Here is an 18520-nt window from a genome sequence, read left to right on the forward strand (position 1 = left end):
TTATAGGAAAACCTGTGCATTTTTCATGATTTGATATAATTATGAGGTTATTTTGGCTCAAAAACACTCAATATACACAGCTTTAAATAAAATCTGTGTATATATTACTTTGGTGATTTTTTGGTGAAATATCCCAAATCAGGTTATGAAAAAGATTCTGAAGTCTTACATTTCTATGTGAAAGATGTAAGAATTCTTACCCCTAAAGAATATGAAGCATTAAAGACGGCTATTCCAAAAGATCAGCACAAAACAATTTTAGATATTCTATTAATTACAGGGATGCGATACGCTGAGCTTTTAAGGCTTTATGATAATCCTGCCTGGTATAACGAGAAAAGAAATCTAATCCATCTTCCGGAAGAAGCCCAGAAGAAACGTAAAAGAAGACAGTTAGAAAGAACTATTCATCCTCTTCCTTCAATGTTCAACTATCTTCTAAAGGACTTCTGGCAGGCCCGTAAACCTCCATTAGAAAGTACCTGGAATAAGAACCTTCAAAGATGGGCTCTATCTGCAGGCATAAACCCTTATGGCCTTTCTGCAAAATCAAGTAGAAAAACATTGGAATCCTGGTTAATTGCTTCCGGGGTTGTTGAGTCTACTGTATGTTTAAGACAGGGTCACGATTCTTTAACCTCTATGCGCCACTATCAAGGGCTCGCCTTTTCAGACGAGGAATTAAGAGATATTAAAAAACAGCTAATTGCATGGGGTTTTTCTTTATAATATCAAAAAAGGACTATGAAAAAAAGAGAACTTCCTTGTTAGATTAAGAAAATAATACCAACATTACTTAAAAAATAATACTTTTAGATACCTATTGGTATCTCTTTCTGTTATAATTTGTCTTTTTTTCCATTTTTCAGTTAATTTTCTTGAGCTTGCAATACTTACCAAAGTTGTATGCAATCCCTCCCCCATATATGATGAATGAAAAAAATGGACTGATATTAAGGAAATAGGAGATCCACACACAAACAAAACCTACAATAGTTAGGTTCCTTATGTTGTCTGGAATTGTCTCTAATGTCAGTTCTTTTTCAAATCCGATTTTTCTTCCTATTTCTAATACTCTTTCATTCAATGTTTTTACTCTAAAGTTCATGCTGGCCATACTCCATCTATTCTTTTTTCTCCAGCTGTGGATATCCACTTTATGCGGATCTTGTCTCCTGGCTGCAGGCCTTCCGGAACCTCACAGTCTTTGAAATAAATATACTCCTGAGAATTATCCTGGCTAACCTTCAGCAGCAGTCCCCCTTCCGGATCAAATAGATCTGTTTGGTGTTGTTCCAGGATTACATACTCCTGGTATTCTTCATGAGGAACAAGGACAAACAAAGCCAAGCAAAAAATAGATACCATGCTTGCAAGGAGAAGTATTCTTCCTGTGGTCCTGATATTTAGCTTCATATTTGTTTTACTGCTTCTTCTAAAATAATACGACTGAGAGCAGAGTCACTCATTTTGTATTTTTTAGCTTTTTTCTGTACATCATCCTTCAATTTCTCCGGAACGAGAACCCTTAGATAGACCATCTGGCCGTATTTTTTGTTTCCCATTGCAGAAGCCCTCCTGCGGCAGCAGTACCGCATTAATGCTTATAACAATCACATAATATTTATCATTATTCACAAAGATATATGTAATATAACATATACTATTTAGTATACACAAACTGGAGTATGACCTAATGTCGATGAAAGCCAAGTCCTTAGTAAAGTTCTTCTTACTTGTTTGTGCTTGCCTCACAGCAAGAATGTTTGGTAAGAAGAAGCAAGCAGACGAGATGCTAAACGAGCTTTATATTATCAGGCATCAAATGAACGAGTTCAGCAAGAATGAAGCTGGAACGATGGGTGTTATGGATGCTGTTCTGGTAGTTGTTACAGGCGCTGTTGTAATGGGTGTAGGTGCAATGATTCTTGCAAAGATACAGCCTAATGTGGTTGGGTCCGACGAGGTAAGCAACGGCACTATTACATCAATTTTCGGTACAGCCTGGGACGCATTCGGCCTGCTGCCTGTGGCTCTGATAGTGGTTGCAGCTGTTGTTATAATAGGTACTGTTATGCTGCTCTCAAGGGCAGCCTAAGGAGGGGATCAATGAACACTTCCCTCTACATTTTTTTCTCAACTATTACCTTCTTCATGCTCATTCTTGGGCTGTATGACTGGGGAGCAACAAAACAGAAAATAGCAGCATTCCCCACACTGTTGAGTACTATCCTTTCAATAATCCTGTTCGCTACTAGCTGGGATATTAGATACTCTTCGGGTGGGATAGAATTAGCTGCACTACACAGCTGGGAAGCTTATGTGATAGCGGTATTCTGGGCTCTGCTGTTTTTTGTCAGCATCCTGCTAACAATTGTAATCATATTTGAAAAATCAAAAAGTATCCTGGAGGACTTCAATTGAACGAAATTCCGGAGAGTTATTTTACAGCAGGATATGTACCTACAAACCCCAATCAGCAACGTCCTTTGCAGTTCAGGAGTGAGCAACTAGACTTTATCCAGGAACTTCTGAACAAAGAAGAACTGATGAAAAACATACCTCCTCATTTCAAGCTGTTCACATCGGCGTTTATAAAAAATCTTGCAATCTCAAACTTTACAGAGAAGGATATTCGGTACATAGTCACAGCATTTGATGACATTAAGACCGCAACAATAATGGCAAAACCTCCTTCTTTCTTCACCTGGGAAGATGAGTCAGTATTCACTCATCTCAGACCTATTGTGTTTACCGAAGCCTGCAGAGCAAAAGAAGGGCAGGAAAGAAAGCTGCTGGCTACTTCCATAAACCAGACCTATTTGCAACAAGATGTAAGAGGTATGCAGTCTGCCGGGTCTGGAGGCATATGGAACAGAATGAGGAAACTCTTTGGAAGGGGATACTAATGCAATTGCTCTCTCTTTTCTATGTATCCATATTTTCCAATTTCATAATCCTAATGATCTTCTTAGTGTTTGCTATGATTACAGCTCCTGTATCTGTTCCTTTCTTGCTTGCCAAGCTGAAAAAGGGCAATATTCTTATCATGAAGATGTTAAACGGTGGTATCCGCTTTATCTATGCAGACCAGGAAATGCATACTAAAAATTACGGAACCTTTCTTCCAAATCCAAAGGCTGCCACCAGACTCGCTGGAGTCTCTGCATATGTTGCCTATGAGGGTCACGCTACACCACCGACAATAGAGGCTTCCAAAGCAGCTGAAAAACTCAAGGAAAACCACGTTCTTCCTGAAGAAGAAATAAAAGAAACTGCTGAAAGGGCTTTTAACTCTGGAATTCTCGAGGAATACGATGTTTCTGCACTGTATGAGTACGCAGCTGCTATCAATCCACATTACGTGGATGCAAGGATAGAAAGAAGAGCTGCAGAACTGGCAAGAGGTATGAGAAATCCGTTACCTCAGATCTTTGGATATGCAATAGTTTTGATAATAGTATTGATCGGCTTTGCCCTATTCTGGAAAATCATCGCAGGGGGAGCTGGCGGTGCAGCTGTATCAGGTCTGGCAAACGCAGTATCCCCTTCAACTGTTAACATATGAGAATTATCCGGTAATAAGGAAGGGTTAAGCATGTCAGAGGATTACCAGGACAATTACAACCAAAATAGTAGGTACAACAATACAGGTTCCAAGTCCCTATACAGATTTGACATCTCAATGAGAGTCATAGAAGTCATAGATCTAGAAGGGGATCTTTATACCTGCCTGAGATTCCAGGGCATTTCAAAAGCAACCGAAGATTGCTATATCCTCTTCATCAACTCATTTTTCAAGCTATTCTACATGACTGCTATTCTGACTAAAAACGCAGAACTTCTGAGCCATATAGAAGCTGCGTTTCAGAAAGAGGACATCTCATTATACCTACAGGGTCCAAAGGGCGAGCCAGTAAATGCAAACCTGTTTATGAATCTTTTTGAGGACTATCTAAAGCAACTCAAAGAAGATGGAATTTATGATCCGACAATTACCCGCTACTTTATGAATGCTTTCAATGCATGGGAGGGGTCCCTGGGATGAGTTTCGCAAAATACGTTCAAGAGGCTAGAAATAAGTCTGAATTAAAGCAGGAACCTCTTGCAATCACTAAAGCGAATATTGCAAAAATTGTAAGCTATTGCCAGCAGAAAAGACAGGATTGGGTCTTTTTCGTTACAGGTCTTGAAGGGTCCGGAAAATCCACTTTGGCAGCCCAGCTGGCAAAGATACTGGACCCTGAATTCTCTCTAAAAGAAGGGATGATATATGATTTTAGAGACTCTGAACATTCCTTTATCAATTTCATGCTGAAATACCAGGATATACCGTATAAAGTAGCCTGGTATGATGAAGCAGTTACGGTTCTTTTCTCTCAGCAGCATAACACAAGGGATTCAGCCCTTGCCCAGAAAATATTTAAGATCAAAAGGGACTGCCGGCACTATGACATTCTTGTATCTCCCTCATTTTGGGACATAGTTCCAGATATCCGGGAAAGAAGAGTGAAAAGTCTGCTATATTGTTTCACTACCATCCATCACCCTGCTCAGGGAAGGACTGAGTTCAGATATCATGTAGCATACTTCTCCGGGGAAAAGATCATCAGACTTTCCCAGAACAGAAAGGCAAAAACTGCTTTTCGAAGTTATAAAGCTCTTTTCAAGCTCGTAAAACCCGATTATGTAGAAGACTTTCCAGAATTGCCTTCAGATTTTGAAAAGGAATACCTCAAGTTTAAACGGGATCACAGAACGGGGATCATAGAAGCAGCTGCAGGTATAGATGAGACTCAAGGAACTAACAAACTGCTGCAACCCGAAAGCGGAAAGCTGGATTTCACGGGGGTAAGACAAAAGCTTATAGAAATATCAGGAGGGGCCATTGAAGAATGCAGCGAGTGAAGACTATTGCAATATTGATCTTATGCATATTTCTTCTATCGGCTACAGCTGCAGCAAAACAGGACAACAGTAGAGTACTGACCAACGAAGACCTCTCAAAGCTTCGTCTTCAGGAGATCCAGAGTAAAAAACAGTTTGTTGAACCCTGCAAAGTCAAGACTGCACAGGAAAAACAGCTTTACAAACATCAGATAAAGGATCTGAACGAAGAGATTGAAATCTATGCAAATCTGGACAGTAGTACAATAGTCTGCGGAAAAACGAAGGAGGGTAAAATTCGATTAGTTGATATTGACAAAAAAGAGCATAAACTACGCAGTATAAAATTGAAGTATGGAGACATCCAGCAGGTACCAGGTTTTCAAGATAACTTAATCAAAATAACCCATTATAATGATGCTGGTCTTGCTGATGCTGTATGGCTGCAGGAAGTCCGAAATGATAACGGATGGGTGTATCTAGAGGATTTACCTTTTTCTGAAATTGAAATAGGCGGGTTCCTGGGAGAGTACCGGAAAGTAGGAACATTAACCTATCCAGTATCTCAAACTTTCAATTTAGGATCAGATTTCACTTCTGATAATGTTAACTATATTGAAGTCTCCATTGATCCGGTTTACAACAAAACAGGACCTTATGACATTCCTACCAATGGACTCGTAGCATGGTGGAGATTTGATGAAGGAGAGGGAACTTTAGTTCAAGACTTCTCTGGCAACGGAAATCACGGAACTGCTGAAAACGGAATGAACTGGACTGAAGGAAAATATAACGGAGCGGGATTATTTGATGGAGACAATGACAGAGTAATAATACCAAATAGTGCTTCTCTTTCAGTTGAAAATAATAGCTGTACCTGGGTATTCATATTGAATTCAAGTGGCGATACTGGGTCCCAAATATTTTACCAGCATGGTGGAAGTGGAGGATCGATGTCCATCAGACCATACCTGACATCTGTTGGAGGATTCAATCTAGATCATACCACACAGACAGGACTCAAATATTGGTCAATACCCGACACTTCCAGCATTAACACCACTAGAATGATACTGATAGAGTACATCAGAGAAACACCAACACTGAACGTCTATATTGATAACCAGCTTGTAGGGTCACGAGAACTTGACAGCGCGCTAATTCAGCACACAAGTTATCTATATATTGGCTACAGTTCGGGTTCATTCAATGGCTATATTGACAACGTAATGATATACAACAGGCTTCTATCAGCAGAAGAAAAAGCACTTCTTTATTATGATAATCTTCAGAACCTTAGACTAAAAACCAACAGTGATAGTACATATTCGGATTATCTGAATGGTTCCGGAACTATTCAGGTACCCTATGAAAACAGCGGTGAAGCATTTAATTCTCTAATTGCTAATATTCCAGATGAAGTCGAAATTGATGGAATTACTGTTAGAGATTATACAAAAACTGTTACTCCTTTTAATGTGACAGCTAATGTAGGATACACAGAAAATACAACGATTATAGAAGAAACATTAACTGACACTGAATACACGATATACGTCAGATATTCACCTTTAAACAGTTATGGGTCTGGAACAATCACTTACACAGCAGACCTTAATCCTATTCTTTCATCTTCTCTCCTGCAATACTCTCTTGAATCCAATAACCCGGCGGCAGATCTGAGCTACGACTCTGAGACATATACTTTTCTCATTGAAACCGGAGCAGTCTTGGAAGACCAGGTGTACAACTTCCTGATTACTTGCACGAAGGACGGAACTCCCATAGATCGCGTAATCAGTGACGGATTTGGAAACAGCCAGCTTGGAGTTTATGAAGCAATAGGGAGCGAGGCCTACATGATAGGATCTTTGTATCCCTCCAGATCTTCGAATTATGATTGGTATTTAAACGGCAACTGGGCAGATGTTGCAGGTCTTGCGGTAATGATTCCTTTGGTTATAGTAGCTGTGTTTATCTGCTTGATTTTCATCAGGAGGGACTGAAACGAAACTATACGAAGTTTCTACTATTGTATTAGTTACGGTCCTAGTTCTTGGGCTGGGAACCATGATCATTTCCAATCTGGACGGTTCAACAAAATTCGAAGAAAACGTTGCAGGCATTGCTGTATTTGTAAACGATGCCGGAACGGATGCGACATACGTTAGAGGAGCGATATACTCAGCAAATGGGGATCTGCTAGGGATCACAGAAGAGGTTGAGCTTGTAAGAGATTCCTGGAATGTTCTGGCCTTTCCTCATGATATTCGGATTGATACAAAGGACCAGCAAAACTACATACTTGCAGTCCAGGGAGACGGCCAGATCAATGTTCCTGCAGACGGGGAGAATTATATCCTTCAGGAAGCTGATTACGGGACTTTTCCAGGAAACCTAGAGGGGTATGAAGGGAATGAATCCAAGCTTTCGATATATGCGATCTACAGGTGATTGAATGGGTACAGGACAGGCAACGATCAGAGGCAGGGACGGAACTTCAGCAAGTGGGAAGAAAGTAAGCAAATACAGTCCCCAATATAAAGCCACAAGTACAGGTACAGCAGTGACAAAACCATCATCTGCAAGCAACAAGAACGCTTCAAGCTCTGCTATTGAAAATGCTCCTAAAAGTACAGAAGGAGTAACTACTCAGCAGCCTACAGAAACAGGACCGACGATTAGAGGCAGGGAAGGGACTTCAGCAAGCGGGAAAAAAGTAAGCAAGTATAGCCCGCAGTATAAAGCAACCAGTACAGGAACAGCAGTAGCAAAGGATTCAACACCTGTTTCTATACCACAGAGTAAAGGCTCAAGTCAGCAATCTAGGATCTTCATAAGAAACAGGTTCTATTATGAGAATGGGCTTCCAGCAGACGCAATACAACAACCTAAAACCGCTGTGGCTCCAGCAAAAGTAGCAGCAAATCAGGAAGCAAAAATTGAGCAAGCTAGAAGAATAGCTGATTCTGGAATAAAGTCTTTTGCAAACTTAATAGTTCCTGGAAAAAAATACGAGATTGAAAAAATTCCTACTGAGAGCGAACAAAAACGTTCTAATATACTTGCAACTGGGATAGAGATAGGGATGGGAGGAGCAGTAGATACAAGCAGTATCAAAAAGCCTTCTATCTCCAAAGATGATCTCAAGACCTGGAAAGTCTACGAAGAATCGCAAAAACTTGCACAAAAGATAGATGCAAAACAAGAAGCTCTTTTATCTCCCGTACCGGAAAGTACAGCAAAAGACTTCATCCGAGGTTTAACCAATGCTCCTGAACTCGCTGTGAGTATGGCAGGGATGCTTCCTGTAGGAATCGAGGGAGCTATTAAAGATCCAGGGTCAGTTCCCCATGGTATTGTGACAGGGGCTGGAATTGTGGCGGGAAGTCTCTATAAACAGGCAAAAGAGAGCCCTGCACAATTTGCAGGTGAAATGCTTGGGATGGCTGCAATTGGAAAACTAGGAAGTGCAGCCAAAAATAAGGCAAGCGTAGTAGGTAAAGAATACCTTCCTCCTGAGAAGGTAATCCGGCCTGAAGTCCTATCAGGTACACAGGAGTTTCCACTTGCACCTAAAGGTACAACTGCAAGTCAACTAATCAAGGATTTTGAAACGTCTACTTATAGATACCCTCGTACTGAAGGGCCGGGGGGATGGCATGCAACCCCTCAACGTTTTGCATCAGAAACTATTGCACAGCCTGGTAGCAGTTCCGTAGTAGGACTTCACTTAGGTCCAGATGTATCTCCACACTTCCTTGGAGTTTCAGAGAAAGGAGGCATCCCGAAAGTAAAACTCTTTGGCTGGGGAGAACCTTCAAGAAGACCAGCTGCAAACTGGGTAGATGTTCAGAATATCAGACCTCTTCCAGAAGGAATTAGGGGAAAGGGAGCAGCAGTTACTAATGAGTACCTTATGACTCAGGCCCCAAAAGGTCAGGGATATGTAACCCCTAAATTTGAAGCTCTGATAAAACAGAGAGCTGCAGAAAGAGAAATAGTAGTTCCTCCAGGAACTGAACTAGTCCGGACAGAATCAAAGTATTACACGAAATTCAGAGGTAAAGCAGTCCCTATTGATAGATATCAGGCCCTTCCAAATGAGTCTATTGGAAAACTAAGACAAAACGCAAAAGGGGCAGTTGGCAGAGATAAGAGAACAGTATCAGCTGAGGAGTTGCTTAAAGAAAGCGAATATCTCCGCAGGGGATATAGCGAGCCTATATTTACACCCGGAAGAATAATCCCAATCAGCACTAGCTACTCTTCTAAAAGACTGGAAAATTCATCTCAACCTTCAGGGTTCCATCCAATTTTTTCCGGAAAATACACTCCTGTCCCTCCCACAGAATATACTTCTGTTCCTTCTATAGAATACAGATCTATAACTCCAATACCTCATATCCCATTTACATCATATCCAGATAATTCATATGGTTCTCGAGATTACAGTCCTAGTAATAGTCCCAGCATACCTTTAATTTCTGGAAATACTCCTGCTAGCAGATCAAAAAGAGTTCTAAATCCTGACCAAAGCTTAGAAAGACAAAATATCATTAGGTCTTCTGAAGGCTGGGGTTTCAGGCAGAAAACCCACTACGTCCAAGACCCGCTTTCCCTGCTTACCGGGCGAAGGAGGCGCTAATGGCTGCCTATAACTGGTTAATAATTCTGCTAGCGCTTGGAGTCTTCGGGCTATTATATGCATCTACTTATGATGTTATAGCTACGGCTTACGAGAATTATGCATTTACAGATGACCCTACTGCAGCTTTGGGGGCAAAAATTCTCTGGCTTACCTGGAAATACCTTCCTGCTGTTTGCCTGTTCTCTCTTTTCGTGTATGGAGTTATGAGTGGACAGAAGAGTTCTGACGGAGGATGGAAATGAGAAAAACGTTCATTCTTAAATCAGCCCTTTCAGCCTCTTTTTTAATAATCTTGTTTTCGATAACTGCAAGTGCACTTCCGGGGCTACCTCTTGATTGGGGGCACTCAGAAATCTCTAATTGGAATTTTGAAACATGGAGTTCTGGAACTGTTAACACTGCTCCTGATGGTTGGACGCTAGCAGGCTCAGCTTACCAAAGTTTCGGCAGGTCGACCGATTCTAAAATATCAGATTATTCTTACTATCAGACTGCCAGGGGTGGAGATGTTGCAACGTCATCACTGACCAGATCTGTAAGTGTAACTCCTGGCTATTATACTATTGGTGCATGGGTAAAAAAGGATAGTTCATCTGGTAAATTTAATATTGATCTACAAGGAGGAACTATCGATAGTATAGGTATACAGGTTACTAATGCCTGTGATTGGACATATTATGAATATACTCAATACATAGATTATACGGGGTCATTAACACTCAGAATATTCATGGATGGTACTCCTGCAAGTGGTTCTGCTTTCTATGTAGATGGCATTACTTTTTATGAAAGTGGTAATGCCAATTTGGATTTTACTGAATGTTCTTTCACATTTGATGAAAATTATATGAATGTGACAATAAATTATGTTCCTGAAGGAAATTACAATCCTTCTATTCTTACAGCATTTCTTGACGACGGTACATACTATTTTTATGTGGTAGGAAAATTAGGTACTCCTTCAGCAAAATATACAACAGACGACGTAACTTTTACTCCAATAGATGCATATAGAGCAAAAGGTTCTGATTATCATGAAAAAAGTGCTTTATATATAGATACATCAGGACTTACTCCAGGTATACAATATGATCTCATAGTCTCAATTCCAATAAATCAACCTCCGAACTTATACTATCCTGAAAATGGAACTGTTATCGAAAGTAATTATCCTGATTATAACAAAGTCATCCTATCCTGGGAAGACTGTGCAAATCAGTATTATGGTGTAATATCCAAGTATCCTGACTTCTCTACAATATGGTATGAATCTACAATACAAGATGCAGAATGGGATGTTACACTTGACTCAGGTACATACTACTGGAAAATTCAAGCCTATGATGAGGTAAATGAACAATATTCAGAACCTTCTGTAGGAACATTTTCAATAGGAAATGCTCCATCCAAACCCGGATATGCTAAAATCTATGCCAAGAACGAATCCACAGGAGTAAACCTCACTAATTTTAGCGTGGATCTCTACAATGATACCACATATATCACAAAATCAACTACAACAGGGTCTATAGAGTTCTCAAGTTCTGAAATTGTTGAAGGAGAATATATAGCTAAAATATATGCAAATGGATATTCTCCCAGATGGAGGATAATTGAAAGTCCAGAAACCATTACGGCATATTTAGCTGCAGAGGATATGGCTTCTCTTGTCAGCTTTAATCTGATTGACTATACAAATCAGTTCAAATATAGGGAAACAAAACTTTTGATTACAAGACCTGCAGACGCAGGCACGCTTACAATATCAGAGAATTACTTTGACGCTGCCGGCCTGAACAAAGTTTATCTTGAAAATAACGTTAACTATGACCTGACATTACAGACAACCTCACTAGAGAGATCTGTAGGGCCCTATGTAGCTACTCAAACAGACTTTGTAAGCCTTGTAGTAGGGGATATAGAACTTATCCCTCCTTCTACTGTTTACGGGGGATTTAATTACTCTATTCAAAAAACAAATGAATCAGTTATACTGACTTGGACGGCCCCTGCAGGCTCATTATATAGTCCATTTATTTACAATATCACAGACACTTCTTCTGGAGAAATGGTTTATTCTATATCCTCTATTGCTCCTCAGGGGATTGCTACATTTAACTATCCAAGTACTGAAAAGCAGTACTATATCCAATTCTGGGCAAATACTTCTGGTGGTGAACTCCTGCACCAAGAGTATTGCAGGTCTGACCAGCAGTTAATTGATCTGCAAGTCTCGGACTATTGGTACAACGTGGTTTCTTTCTTTATCTTGGCTACCTTCGGTCTACTTTTTGGATATCGAAGCTCAAAGATTGGAGCATTTTTAACATCTATTTTAGCTCTTGGACTTTATGTGGCGGGATTCCTTCGAGTTTCAGAAGCTATTGCTGCCTTTGTAGTGGTTCTCGGTCTTCTTGCAATATTAGGAGGTAGAAAACAGTGAAAATATATGAGATTGCATTATTTCTGCTGATTACGAACCTTTCAATATCGTTGCTTGGAGCTCTTAACATATTTCCTGTTCACGTATCAACACTTGCAGTAACTGAAGAAGAATTCCGCAGTAATATTCCAGATAAGATCAGTTACAGTAATGCAGATATAGGGCTCTACTTATTTGGAGACTTCCCAAGAGCCCTTGGGATGCTTGGTAAGATCTTTGTGTTTGCTCCTATCACTCTTGTTTTACTTCTTGGAGAGGCAGGTATCCCTGGGCTAATAGTAACTCCATTATCAATTCTTGTTTGGTGCGTCTATTTAATAGGACTTGCCCAGGTAATCATGAAGTTTACCCTGGTAGGAGGAGAATAATGAACTATACTTACCTCCCTATCCTATCAGAATCGCAGAATGTCAATATTCTGGGCTTTATAAGTAGCCCTTATACTGCGATTTTAGGAAACTTCTTCTGGTTATTTATAGGGCTTCTCGTTGTCTCAATGGCTTTCCTAAAAGCCCAGGATGTAGCACTTCCGGTAATTATAGGGATTATTTTTGCTGCTACTTTTGGAGTATTCCTGCCTGAAAGTGTGGGTGTATCTTTACTTATGCTCCTTGGCACTGGAGTAGGGGCAATACTATATAAAGTATTTAAAACAGGAGAAGGATACTGATGATTTTTACTTGGATAATTGTCCTATCACTGGAGTTCTGTATAGGTCTTCTTTACTTTATTTTATCCGGGTCATTAAACGATCTTCTTAACTCTATGGTTGCAGCTGGAGCACCAGAAGCAAAAATTTCGTTTATCTCCATGTGTTACCATGGAGCATTTATTGTTGTGGGCTCTGGGCTAATAATATACGCTCTCTTACGCAGTTTAACGAAAGAAAATGATACATACTCATACTGATCTGAAAAATCTAAATTACAATAGAATTAACCTAGGTGAAAAACATGGAAAAGTCAACACATATTTACACCGCAGTATTGTCTTTGATTATCATGGGATTGTCAGGAACTTCTAATAATATATACGAATTTGCAGGAGGGTTTGTAGGAACATACCTTTTCCTAATAACTATTTTATTCATTTTTGAGAAAGCAAAAATAAAACTTAAAAACAAATGATCGCAGGTATTCCGTCTCTTTCGGTTGCGGCAAAAATTGAACTCCATACTGGACCTAGTAACTTAATCCTTCCAGTATGGAGTAACTAATCAAAGTTTAACGCAATATTAATTCTATATTAATCTGATCCAAGCTTATCTAGTTTTGAAAAGAGCTCTCTTGCTTGGTCACTTTTCATTATAAGCTGTAGCAGTTCTGGAATTTTATTCTCCATTTCATGAATCTCCTGGATAGTCTGCTGGTCCAGAGGATGACCACAGCGGGCGCAAAACTTTGAAGTAGGGCCATTGATTTTTTCACATACAGGACAGGTCTTGCTGGTGAGTTCTGGAATCATATCTTCTTTTTTCTTCATTCCATAGATCCTGAGCATTGCATCATCTACCTGTTTTCCGGAAAGATGAACATATACGCTGGGCATATCTGAGCCGTGAACCCATCCTAGATGGGCCTCCATCTGAGACTCAGTTAAATGCTGAGCAAGTTCTGTACTCCTAGAATGTCGGAAAAGATGATTATAGACCCTTTTTTTAATTCCAGCCTTTGCTGCAAGGGTTATAATCAGTTTTCTAAAGGCTTGGTATTGCATAGGTTGCCCGTTCCCCTTGCCTCTAATGAGAAGCCATAGATAAGCATCTGGATTATCTTTTTGTGGGTGAATATCCAGCCAGGAAGCCAGATAAGGAACTGAAAAAATTACCCTAACTCTTCTCATTCCGGTTTTACCATTAACTGTTAAGACAGCTCCATACCGATCAAAGCTTAAATGCTTGATCTTAAGGCCACCTAGTTCCCCAATCCTACAACCTGAATCATATAATGTGGCTATTATGGCCTTGTCTCTTGGGTGTTCTGCAACCTCAATTAATTTTTTAATCTCTTGTTCACTAAGAAGTTCCTCTGGAAGTTTTTGTGTGTTATGTCTCATCTGCACATTTATCCAGGATACGAGATCGCCTTTTCCCATCCACCTAAAGAACTTACGTATTGATATTTTGTAATCATGCTTTGTCCACTCACTACGGTCTGATCTCTCTATACGAGCAACCAAAGCCTGAACATCATCAAAATCCATTTCTGAGAAATTCTTGTCAACAAGTTGAGCCAAAACATTTAGCTGCACAAGATATTTTTCAACCCTTACAGGTTTAAGGCCTTCAGCAAAAAGAGAGTTTTCAAATTTTAGTATTAAGGTCTTATTTTCCTTGCTGTAATCTGCGTTTTTAATCCGTTTTTCCACTGCATTTAAATTCTTTTCATGCTTATATATGCTCATATACCTTACTCCATTACGTCGCTATTAATAGACATAATCCAAGTGTTGTGAAAGTAAGGCAGTATACTGAAAGCAGATCTCCCGCCCGAGGCTTTTTTTTTGTTTTTATTTTATATATTGAGGTTCAAAGCCTATTTTTTCGTTGGAATATTTGTACGATGCATCCTAATAATTGAAGCAATTAAGGTTTGTGCTTCAATTGTATCAAACGAAAAATTATGACCAGAACTGATAAATCAGTTCTGTTTTTTCGATATATGGGTTATCTCAGACGCCTGTCCTGATTTCTGCCAGAGGATTTAAATTAAGGGTAGAGTAAAGAACAAGTTTAGAGACAAAGCTTTCATTCAGTTTTATTCTTCTTCCTCTTCAGGGTTCATGAACTCTTCATAACATGTGATACAGATGTATTTATCTTCAGGGCATGTTTCTTTATAGTCCAGCTTGGGACCGCCGGGTTTTGTGGTCCCTACCTTTAATATATAGAAGTGCTCACCGAGTTCGACTGGCTGCCCGCATCTCGAACATAAGAAGGGTGGATTCTCAATCGAATCAGCTGCACACTCAACGCATATCAGATCGGACTTATCTCCATGAACGTCCTTAAATTTTATTGGTTTCATATCCTGGCTGGTATCGACGACCAGCACGTCTTCCAACAGTTCCCTACCACAGATATTGCAAAATTCCTTTGTTTTGTCGTTTCCCTTCATTATATTGCCTCTATTTCAGAGAATTTTTCATAAAATTCTGCATCAAGCCTGCAAGAGGTTTTAGTGTTTCCCCGCATTTTATTTCGTTTTGTTCCCCTTTCTGGCTCCTAATTAATTTATATTATCTTATATATTTAAAAATATTGTTATTTTAATCTGTTGTCACTTGATTCTATATTTTCCAATTCAGAGTTTTTCTTTTTATCCTCAGAGATTTTGCATATACATTTTTTAGGAAGGTTTGAGTATTTGGACAACTGGTATAACTCACAGGAGATCCTATAGAGTAAGGGAGAAAAGGAAATGACAGATGATAAACGTACTATTTTAATTTATCACCATGACGATAATGATGGATGCTGTTCAGCCGCTGTCGCTGGAAATTGCTATGGTCGGAATGAATTTGCCATAAAGTTTGTTGCTATAAATTACGGCAAAGAGTCGTGGAATGAGGAAGAAATAGGGTCAGCCGAAAAAGTATGGCTTCTTGATTTTACAAGCGATAATATGAATGAATTCGTAAAGGCTTGCGGGTCCAAGCTGATATGGATAGATCATCATAAGACCGCTATGGAGAAATATCCGGACCTTTGGAATTCGAGCGATATTCCGGGAATCAGGTCTATTGAAAAGGCAGCTTGTGTACTTACATGGGAATACACTCATCCTGAAAATATTTCCCCTCCTGCAGCTGTTGCCTATATTGGGGATAAAGATATCTGGAAGTTTGAATACGATGAGACCAGGGCTTTTGCTGCTGGTTTTAGTCTGATGGTGAAAACCCCTGATGATGCCGTATGGGATGTGCTTCTCAGTTTTAGTTCCGAATGCGGGGATACTGTAAATAAAATGGTATCTGTCGGTGAATTACTCCTGGAAGCTCAAAATTACAAGCTTCAGAAAGCATTCGAACGTGGGGTAGATTGTAATTTCCATAACTGGAAGGCCAGACTTGTAAACACTACCGGGAACATCTCCGAGCTTGGAGAATTCATCTACAAGAAGCCCGAATATGATATTGCTATCATGTGGCAGGCTGTAGAGAATATAGTAGTATTCAGCCTGAGATCTGATTCAGGAAATCCTGACTCACCTGATTGTGCCAAAATTGCTCAGCAATATGGCGGTGGGGGACACAAGAATGCTGCTGGATTCCAGAAAAAGAACATAAATTTTCTACATCTACTTTTCGCATAAAATCAATCTTGTTGGCTTAGAGGAATAGTGTGTCCCTGGTAGGGACGAGGTCGCAGGTTGTAGAAAATTAGCATCAGGCAGTTTCAAAAAAACAATACTAAAAAGAATGTATGCCGATTGGCCTCAAGGTAATGAATCTGACCCCAATCGGCAAACTTGCAAAATATAGCGGAATTTAGACGATAATTAGTATATGCTTTCGATATATATCAATGTTTTCTGGACAAATATATTATTAACTGATAATTTTTAAAAATGTATGGTATCTAAAGAGTCTTCTTTGATTCTTTATTGGCTAGAATTCCATCACGTGTCAGTCGTGAAAGGGAACAGACAAAAGAATGGCCTAGATTTTTATGTGTATTGAATGCGGATTTATGGCAATATTCCTTGCAAAAAAAGTGGGAAGTATCAGTATCTAATTCAATAATACCTGAACTTAGAAGTGAGAGGAATCAGGCAACAAAAAGCTGCCTGCAGACTACCAGCCTACAAAAAATATCGTGGAATCACAATTAGCTTACAGGACCATCACACTCTTTATTTACGCTATCCAGATACACACTGTAAGTATGATTGTTTTTAACCCGGAATGTAATCGATTTATCTTGTTCGAGTTTATAACTGAGGAACTGTTCTAATGTATTATCGCATACTCTGGTGTTTTCCCCGGCATTTATATTTACATTTATCAGAGCATCAAAGCCTTTTGTATGTGCATTAAACATGAAAAAATTCTCTGTGTATTTCAAAATGTCAAAACTGGCATCATACGTATTGCGGCTTATCTGGTTGTATTCATAAAATGATACAATGGTCATCTTATTTGAATTGTAGTTATCCACCCAGTTATGGAATTTTGAACGGCTGATAGAGTATTTTATAGCTGGCTCCAGGTCGAGTTCGTGGGTGAAAGCCGGATAAACCATGCCTGCCCTGGATGCTGGCTCCCACCATGCCCAGGTTTCATCCCCTAGATTTCCAACATTTCTTTCGGCATGAATTCCCGAGTCTCCGTTTCTCCAGAACATCCCCAGATTTTCATATGCATAAATTGCATGTGTAACATTATCCCTGTTTCTCATGGAGCACCAGGTTGTTGGTTTCTTTCCTATTTTTTCATAAACATACGAGTATCCCTCATTCATTACTTTACAGGCTTGCTCATAAGAGAGGCTGTTTAATTCTTCAGAGTAGTGTACTCCTGTGTCCCAGGAATTATTAACAACAAGATTGCGCAGGTATTCAATGTCTGACTCACTGCACTGCTCAAGAAGCTCTATATCAAACCAGATGGTGCCTCTGTTATTTTTGCTGTTAAGGTAACGTATACCTTTCTCGGTAGTGTTTCTTACATGAGGCCCGTCAAGCCCGAAAGGAACCAGAGCGTTATCTCCTATTGCGGTTATGAATTTACGGTCTGCTCTCTGGCTTATGCGGTATATATTGACATCGAAATCTCTTCCTTTTCCAGCGAGAAAAGATGTGAACTTGAGGTACCCGTTTGAGAAATCAATATATGGCAGCTGTCGCCTCTCTGAATTATAAAAAGGAGTCGTGATATATTTCCCGTCTTTTGCGAATATGGTGTTTGTCTTGCCGCATCCGTCAAACATAATTTCAAAATCCAGCTTTTCCGTGGCATTCCCCATAAATATGGTTTCAGATCCGATACCGCCGGAAGAGCTTTCATAATAACTTTTTAATGTAATCCTATTATTTGTTTCCTGAATTACTAACTTTGAACCCGGGCTGTTAAGTTCAACAAAACTGTGAGGATTATCCGTTTTTATATCCATTGAGATGTGATAAGTACATCTAACCATTGGTGTAAGCCCGCAGATGTAGAGTGACCCTGTTTGCCTTTGCTGTCCTTGGTAGTGAATAGGCGGAAAAGAAGTGGCTTCACAGAACCTGTGAGTATCTGGAGATTTCATCAAGTTTCCCATGCATCTGTTTATTCCATAACCTAAAATAGCATCCACAGCTGAAAGCAAACCGCAGGGAAATAAACCGGGGACTTTTGTAGTTTTATACTTTAACCCTTTTGATAAATCGTTAAAAAGAACCTGCGTTTTCAGAATCCCGTAAATTGCTAAATATAGCCGGTCATAAGGCTTATTTCCTGAAAGTTTGGCCATGAAAACGTTATTTGGAACACTGTCATTTTTAGAGTAATCCTGCGAAAACAGGATGATACTACCCTGACCAGTATTTTCAGGATTT

22 protein-coding genes are annotated in these 18520 nt (G+C 39.6%); 16 read left to right on the forward strand and 6 right to left on the reverse strand.

The window, feature by feature from the left end; genetic code table 11:
* The first annotated feature begins 123 nt into the window (after positions 1-123).
* The gene (locus MSWHS_RS11800) at positions 124-729 is read left to right on the forward strand and encodes a site-specific integrase (RefSeq protein WP_226999635.1); all 606 of its coding nucleotides are present in this window, start codon (positions 124-126) and stop codon (positions 727-729) included.
* 136 nt (positions 730-865) lie between these two features.
* Here MSWHS_RS11800 and MSWHS_RS11805 read toward each other — a convergent pair whose 3' ends face one another.
* The 3 genes from MSWHS_RS11805 to MSWHS_RS20460 are packed head-to-tail and all read right to left on the reverse strand — an operon-like array spanning position 866 to position 1565.
* Positions 866-1108, reverse strand: a complete 243-nt coding sequence (locus MSWHS_RS11805; protein ID WP_048159116.1) for a hypothetical protein — start codon at positions 1106-1108, stop codon at positions 866-868.
* Positions 1105-1416 (reverse strand): hypothetical protein, encoded by a 312-nt coding sequence (locus MSWHS_RS11810; protein ID WP_048159117.1) that lies wholly within the window; start codon positions 1414-1416, stop codon positions 1105-1107. Before MSWHS_RS11810 ends, MSWHS_RS11805 begins: the two co-directional genes overlap by 4 nt.
* Positions 1413-1565 carry a hypothetical protein gene (locus MSWHS_RS20460; protein ID WP_156151228.1) on the reverse strand — a complete coding sequence of 51 codons (153 nt, stop codon included), beginning with the start codon at positions 1563-1565 and terminating at the stop codon, positions 1413-1415. The genes MSWHS_RS11810 and MSWHS_RS20460 overlap by 4 nt, the downstream gene beginning before the upstream one ends.
* A gap of 260 nt (positions 1566-1825) precedes the next feature.
* On the opposite strand from MSWHS_RS20460, the gene MSWHS_RS11815 reads away from it, so the two are divergent.
* The 14 genes from MSWHS_RS11815 to MSWHS_RS20465 all read left to right on the forward strand — a co-directional run bounded on the left by MSWHS_RS11815 (position 1826) and on the right by MSWHS_RS20465 (position 13108).
* On the forward strand, positions 1826-2098 hold the full coding sequence (locus tag MSWHS_RS11815; protein ID WP_231585411.1) for a hypothetical protein: 273 nt from the start codon (positions 1826-1828) through the stop codon (positions 2096-2098).
* An 11-nt stretch (positions 2099-2109) separates the two neighbouring features.
* Complete coding sequence (locus tag MSWHS_RS11820) at positions 2110-2424, forward strand: hypothetical protein (protein WP_048159119.1); 315 nt, start codon at positions 2110-2112, stop codon at positions 2422-2424.
* Positions 2421-2909 (forward strand): hypothetical protein, encoded by a 489-nt coding sequence (locus tag MSWHS_RS11825; RefSeq protein ID WP_048159120.1) that lies wholly within the window; start codon positions 2421-2423, stop codon positions 2907-2909. The genes MSWHS_RS11820 and MSWHS_RS11825 overlap by 4 nt, the downstream gene beginning before the upstream one ends.
* Positions 2870-3568: a hypothetical protein gene (locus MSWHS_RS11830; protein ID WP_156151230.1), complete on the forward strand. Its 699-nt coding sequence runs from the start codon at positions 2870-2872 to the stop codon at positions 3566-3568. Before MSWHS_RS11825 ends, MSWHS_RS11830 begins: the two co-directional genes overlap by 40 nt.
* A 30-nt stretch (positions 3569-3598) precedes the next feature.
* Complete coding sequence (locus tag MSWHS_RS11835) at positions 3599-4048, forward strand: hypothetical protein (RefSeq protein ID WP_048159122.1); 450 nt, start codon at positions 3599-3601, stop codon at positions 4046-4048.
* Complete coding sequence (locus tag MSWHS_RS11840; protein ID WP_048159123.1) at positions 4045-4908, forward strand: hypothetical protein; 864 nt, start codon at positions 4045-4047, stop codon at positions 4906-4908. Before MSWHS_RS11835 ends, MSWHS_RS11840 begins: the two co-directional genes overlap by 4 nt.
* The gene (locus tag MSWHS_RS11845) at positions 4896-6893 is read left to right on the forward strand and encodes a LamG domain-containing protein (RefSeq protein WP_048159124.1); all 1998 of its coding nucleotides are present in this window, start codon (positions 4896-4898) and stop codon (positions 6891-6893) included. The genes MSWHS_RS11840 and MSWHS_RS11845 overlap by 13 nt, the downstream gene beginning before the upstream one ends.
* Positions 6894-6957: 64 nt before the next feature.
* Positions 6958-7341, forward strand: a complete 384-nt coding sequence (locus MSWHS_RS11850) for a hypothetical protein (RefSeq protein ID WP_048159125.1) — start codon at positions 6958-6960, stop codon at positions 7339-7341.
* Between the two features lie 4 nt (positions 7342-7345).
* On the forward strand, positions 7346-9535 hold the full coding sequence (locus MSWHS_RS11855) for a hypothetical protein (RefSeq protein WP_048159126.1): 2190 nt from the start codon (positions 7346-7348) through the stop codon (positions 9533-9535).
* A complete protein-coding gene (locus tag MSWHS_RS11860; protein WP_048159127.1) occupies positions 9535-9780 on the forward strand; it encodes a hypothetical protein in 246 nt (81 codons plus the stop codon). Before MSWHS_RS11855 ends, MSWHS_RS11860 begins: the two co-directional genes overlap by 1 nt.
* Positions 9777-11981 (forward strand): hypothetical protein, encoded by a 2205-nt coding sequence (locus MSWHS_RS11865; protein ID WP_048159128.1) that lies wholly within the window; start codon positions 9777-9779, stop codon positions 11979-11981. Before MSWHS_RS11860 ends, MSWHS_RS11865 begins: the two co-directional genes overlap by 4 nt.
* On the forward strand, positions 11978-12349 hold the full coding sequence (locus MSWHS_RS11870) for a hypothetical protein (protein ID WP_048159129.1): 372 nt from the start codon (positions 11978-11980) through the stop codon (positions 12347-12349). The genes MSWHS_RS11865 and MSWHS_RS11870 overlap by 4 nt, the downstream gene beginning before the upstream one ends.
* Positions 12349-12651 carry a hypothetical protein gene (locus tag MSWHS_RS11875; RefSeq protein WP_048159130.1) on the forward strand — a complete coding sequence of 101 codons (303 nt, stop codon included), beginning with the start codon at positions 12349-12351 and terminating at the stop codon, positions 12649-12651. The genes MSWHS_RS11870 and MSWHS_RS11875 overlap by 1 nt, the downstream gene beginning before the upstream one ends.
* 283 nt (positions 12652-12934) lie before the next feature.
* Positions 12935-13108, forward strand: a complete 174-nt coding sequence (locus tag MSWHS_RS20465; RefSeq protein WP_231585412.1) for a hypothetical protein — start codon at positions 12935-12937, stop codon at positions 13106-13108.
* A gap of 118 nt (positions 13109-13226) precedes the next feature.
* Here the strand turns inward: MSWHS_RS20465 and MSWHS_RS11885 are convergent, their stop codons facing one another.
* Together MSWHS_RS11885 and MSWHS_RS11890 are read right to left on the reverse strand one after the other, a co-directional pair.
* Positions 13227-14384, reverse strand: coding sequence for a site-specific integrase (locus MSWHS_RS11885; RefSeq protein ID WP_048159132.1), 1158 nt, complete (start codon positions 14382-14384; stop codon positions 13227-13229).
* Positions 14385-14737: 353 nt separating this feature from the next.
* The gene (locus MSWHS_RS11890; protein ID WP_048129778.1) at positions 14738-15097 is read right to left on the reverse strand and encodes a hypothetical protein; all 360 of its coding nucleotides are present in this window, start codon (positions 15095-15097) and stop codon (positions 14738-14740) included.
* A gap of 303 nt (positions 15098-15400) precedes the next feature.
* Between MSWHS_RS11890 and MSWHS_RS11895 the strand changes: the two genes are divergently transcribed.
* Positions 15401-16294 (forward strand): DHH family phosphoesterase, encoded by an 894-nt coding sequence (locus MSWHS_RS11895; RefSeq protein WP_048159133.1) that lies wholly within the window; start codon positions 15401-15403, stop codon positions 16292-16294.
* A 515-nt stretch (positions 16295-16809) separates the two neighbouring features.
* On the opposite strand, the gene MSWHS_RS11900 is transcribed toward MSWHS_RS11895, so the two are convergent.
* Positions 16810-18231, reverse strand: coding sequence for a hypothetical protein (locus MSWHS_RS11900; protein WP_231585413.1), 1422 nt, complete (start codon positions 18229-18231; stop codon positions 16810-16812).
* Positions 18232-18520: the final 289 nt, after the last annotated feature.

Origin of the sequence: Methanosarcina sp. WWM596, assembly GCF_000969965.1 — an archaeon.
In the GTDB taxonomy this organism is placed as follows: domain Archaea; phylum Halobacteriota; class Methanosarcinia; order Methanosarcinales; family Methanosarcinaceae; genus Methanosarcina.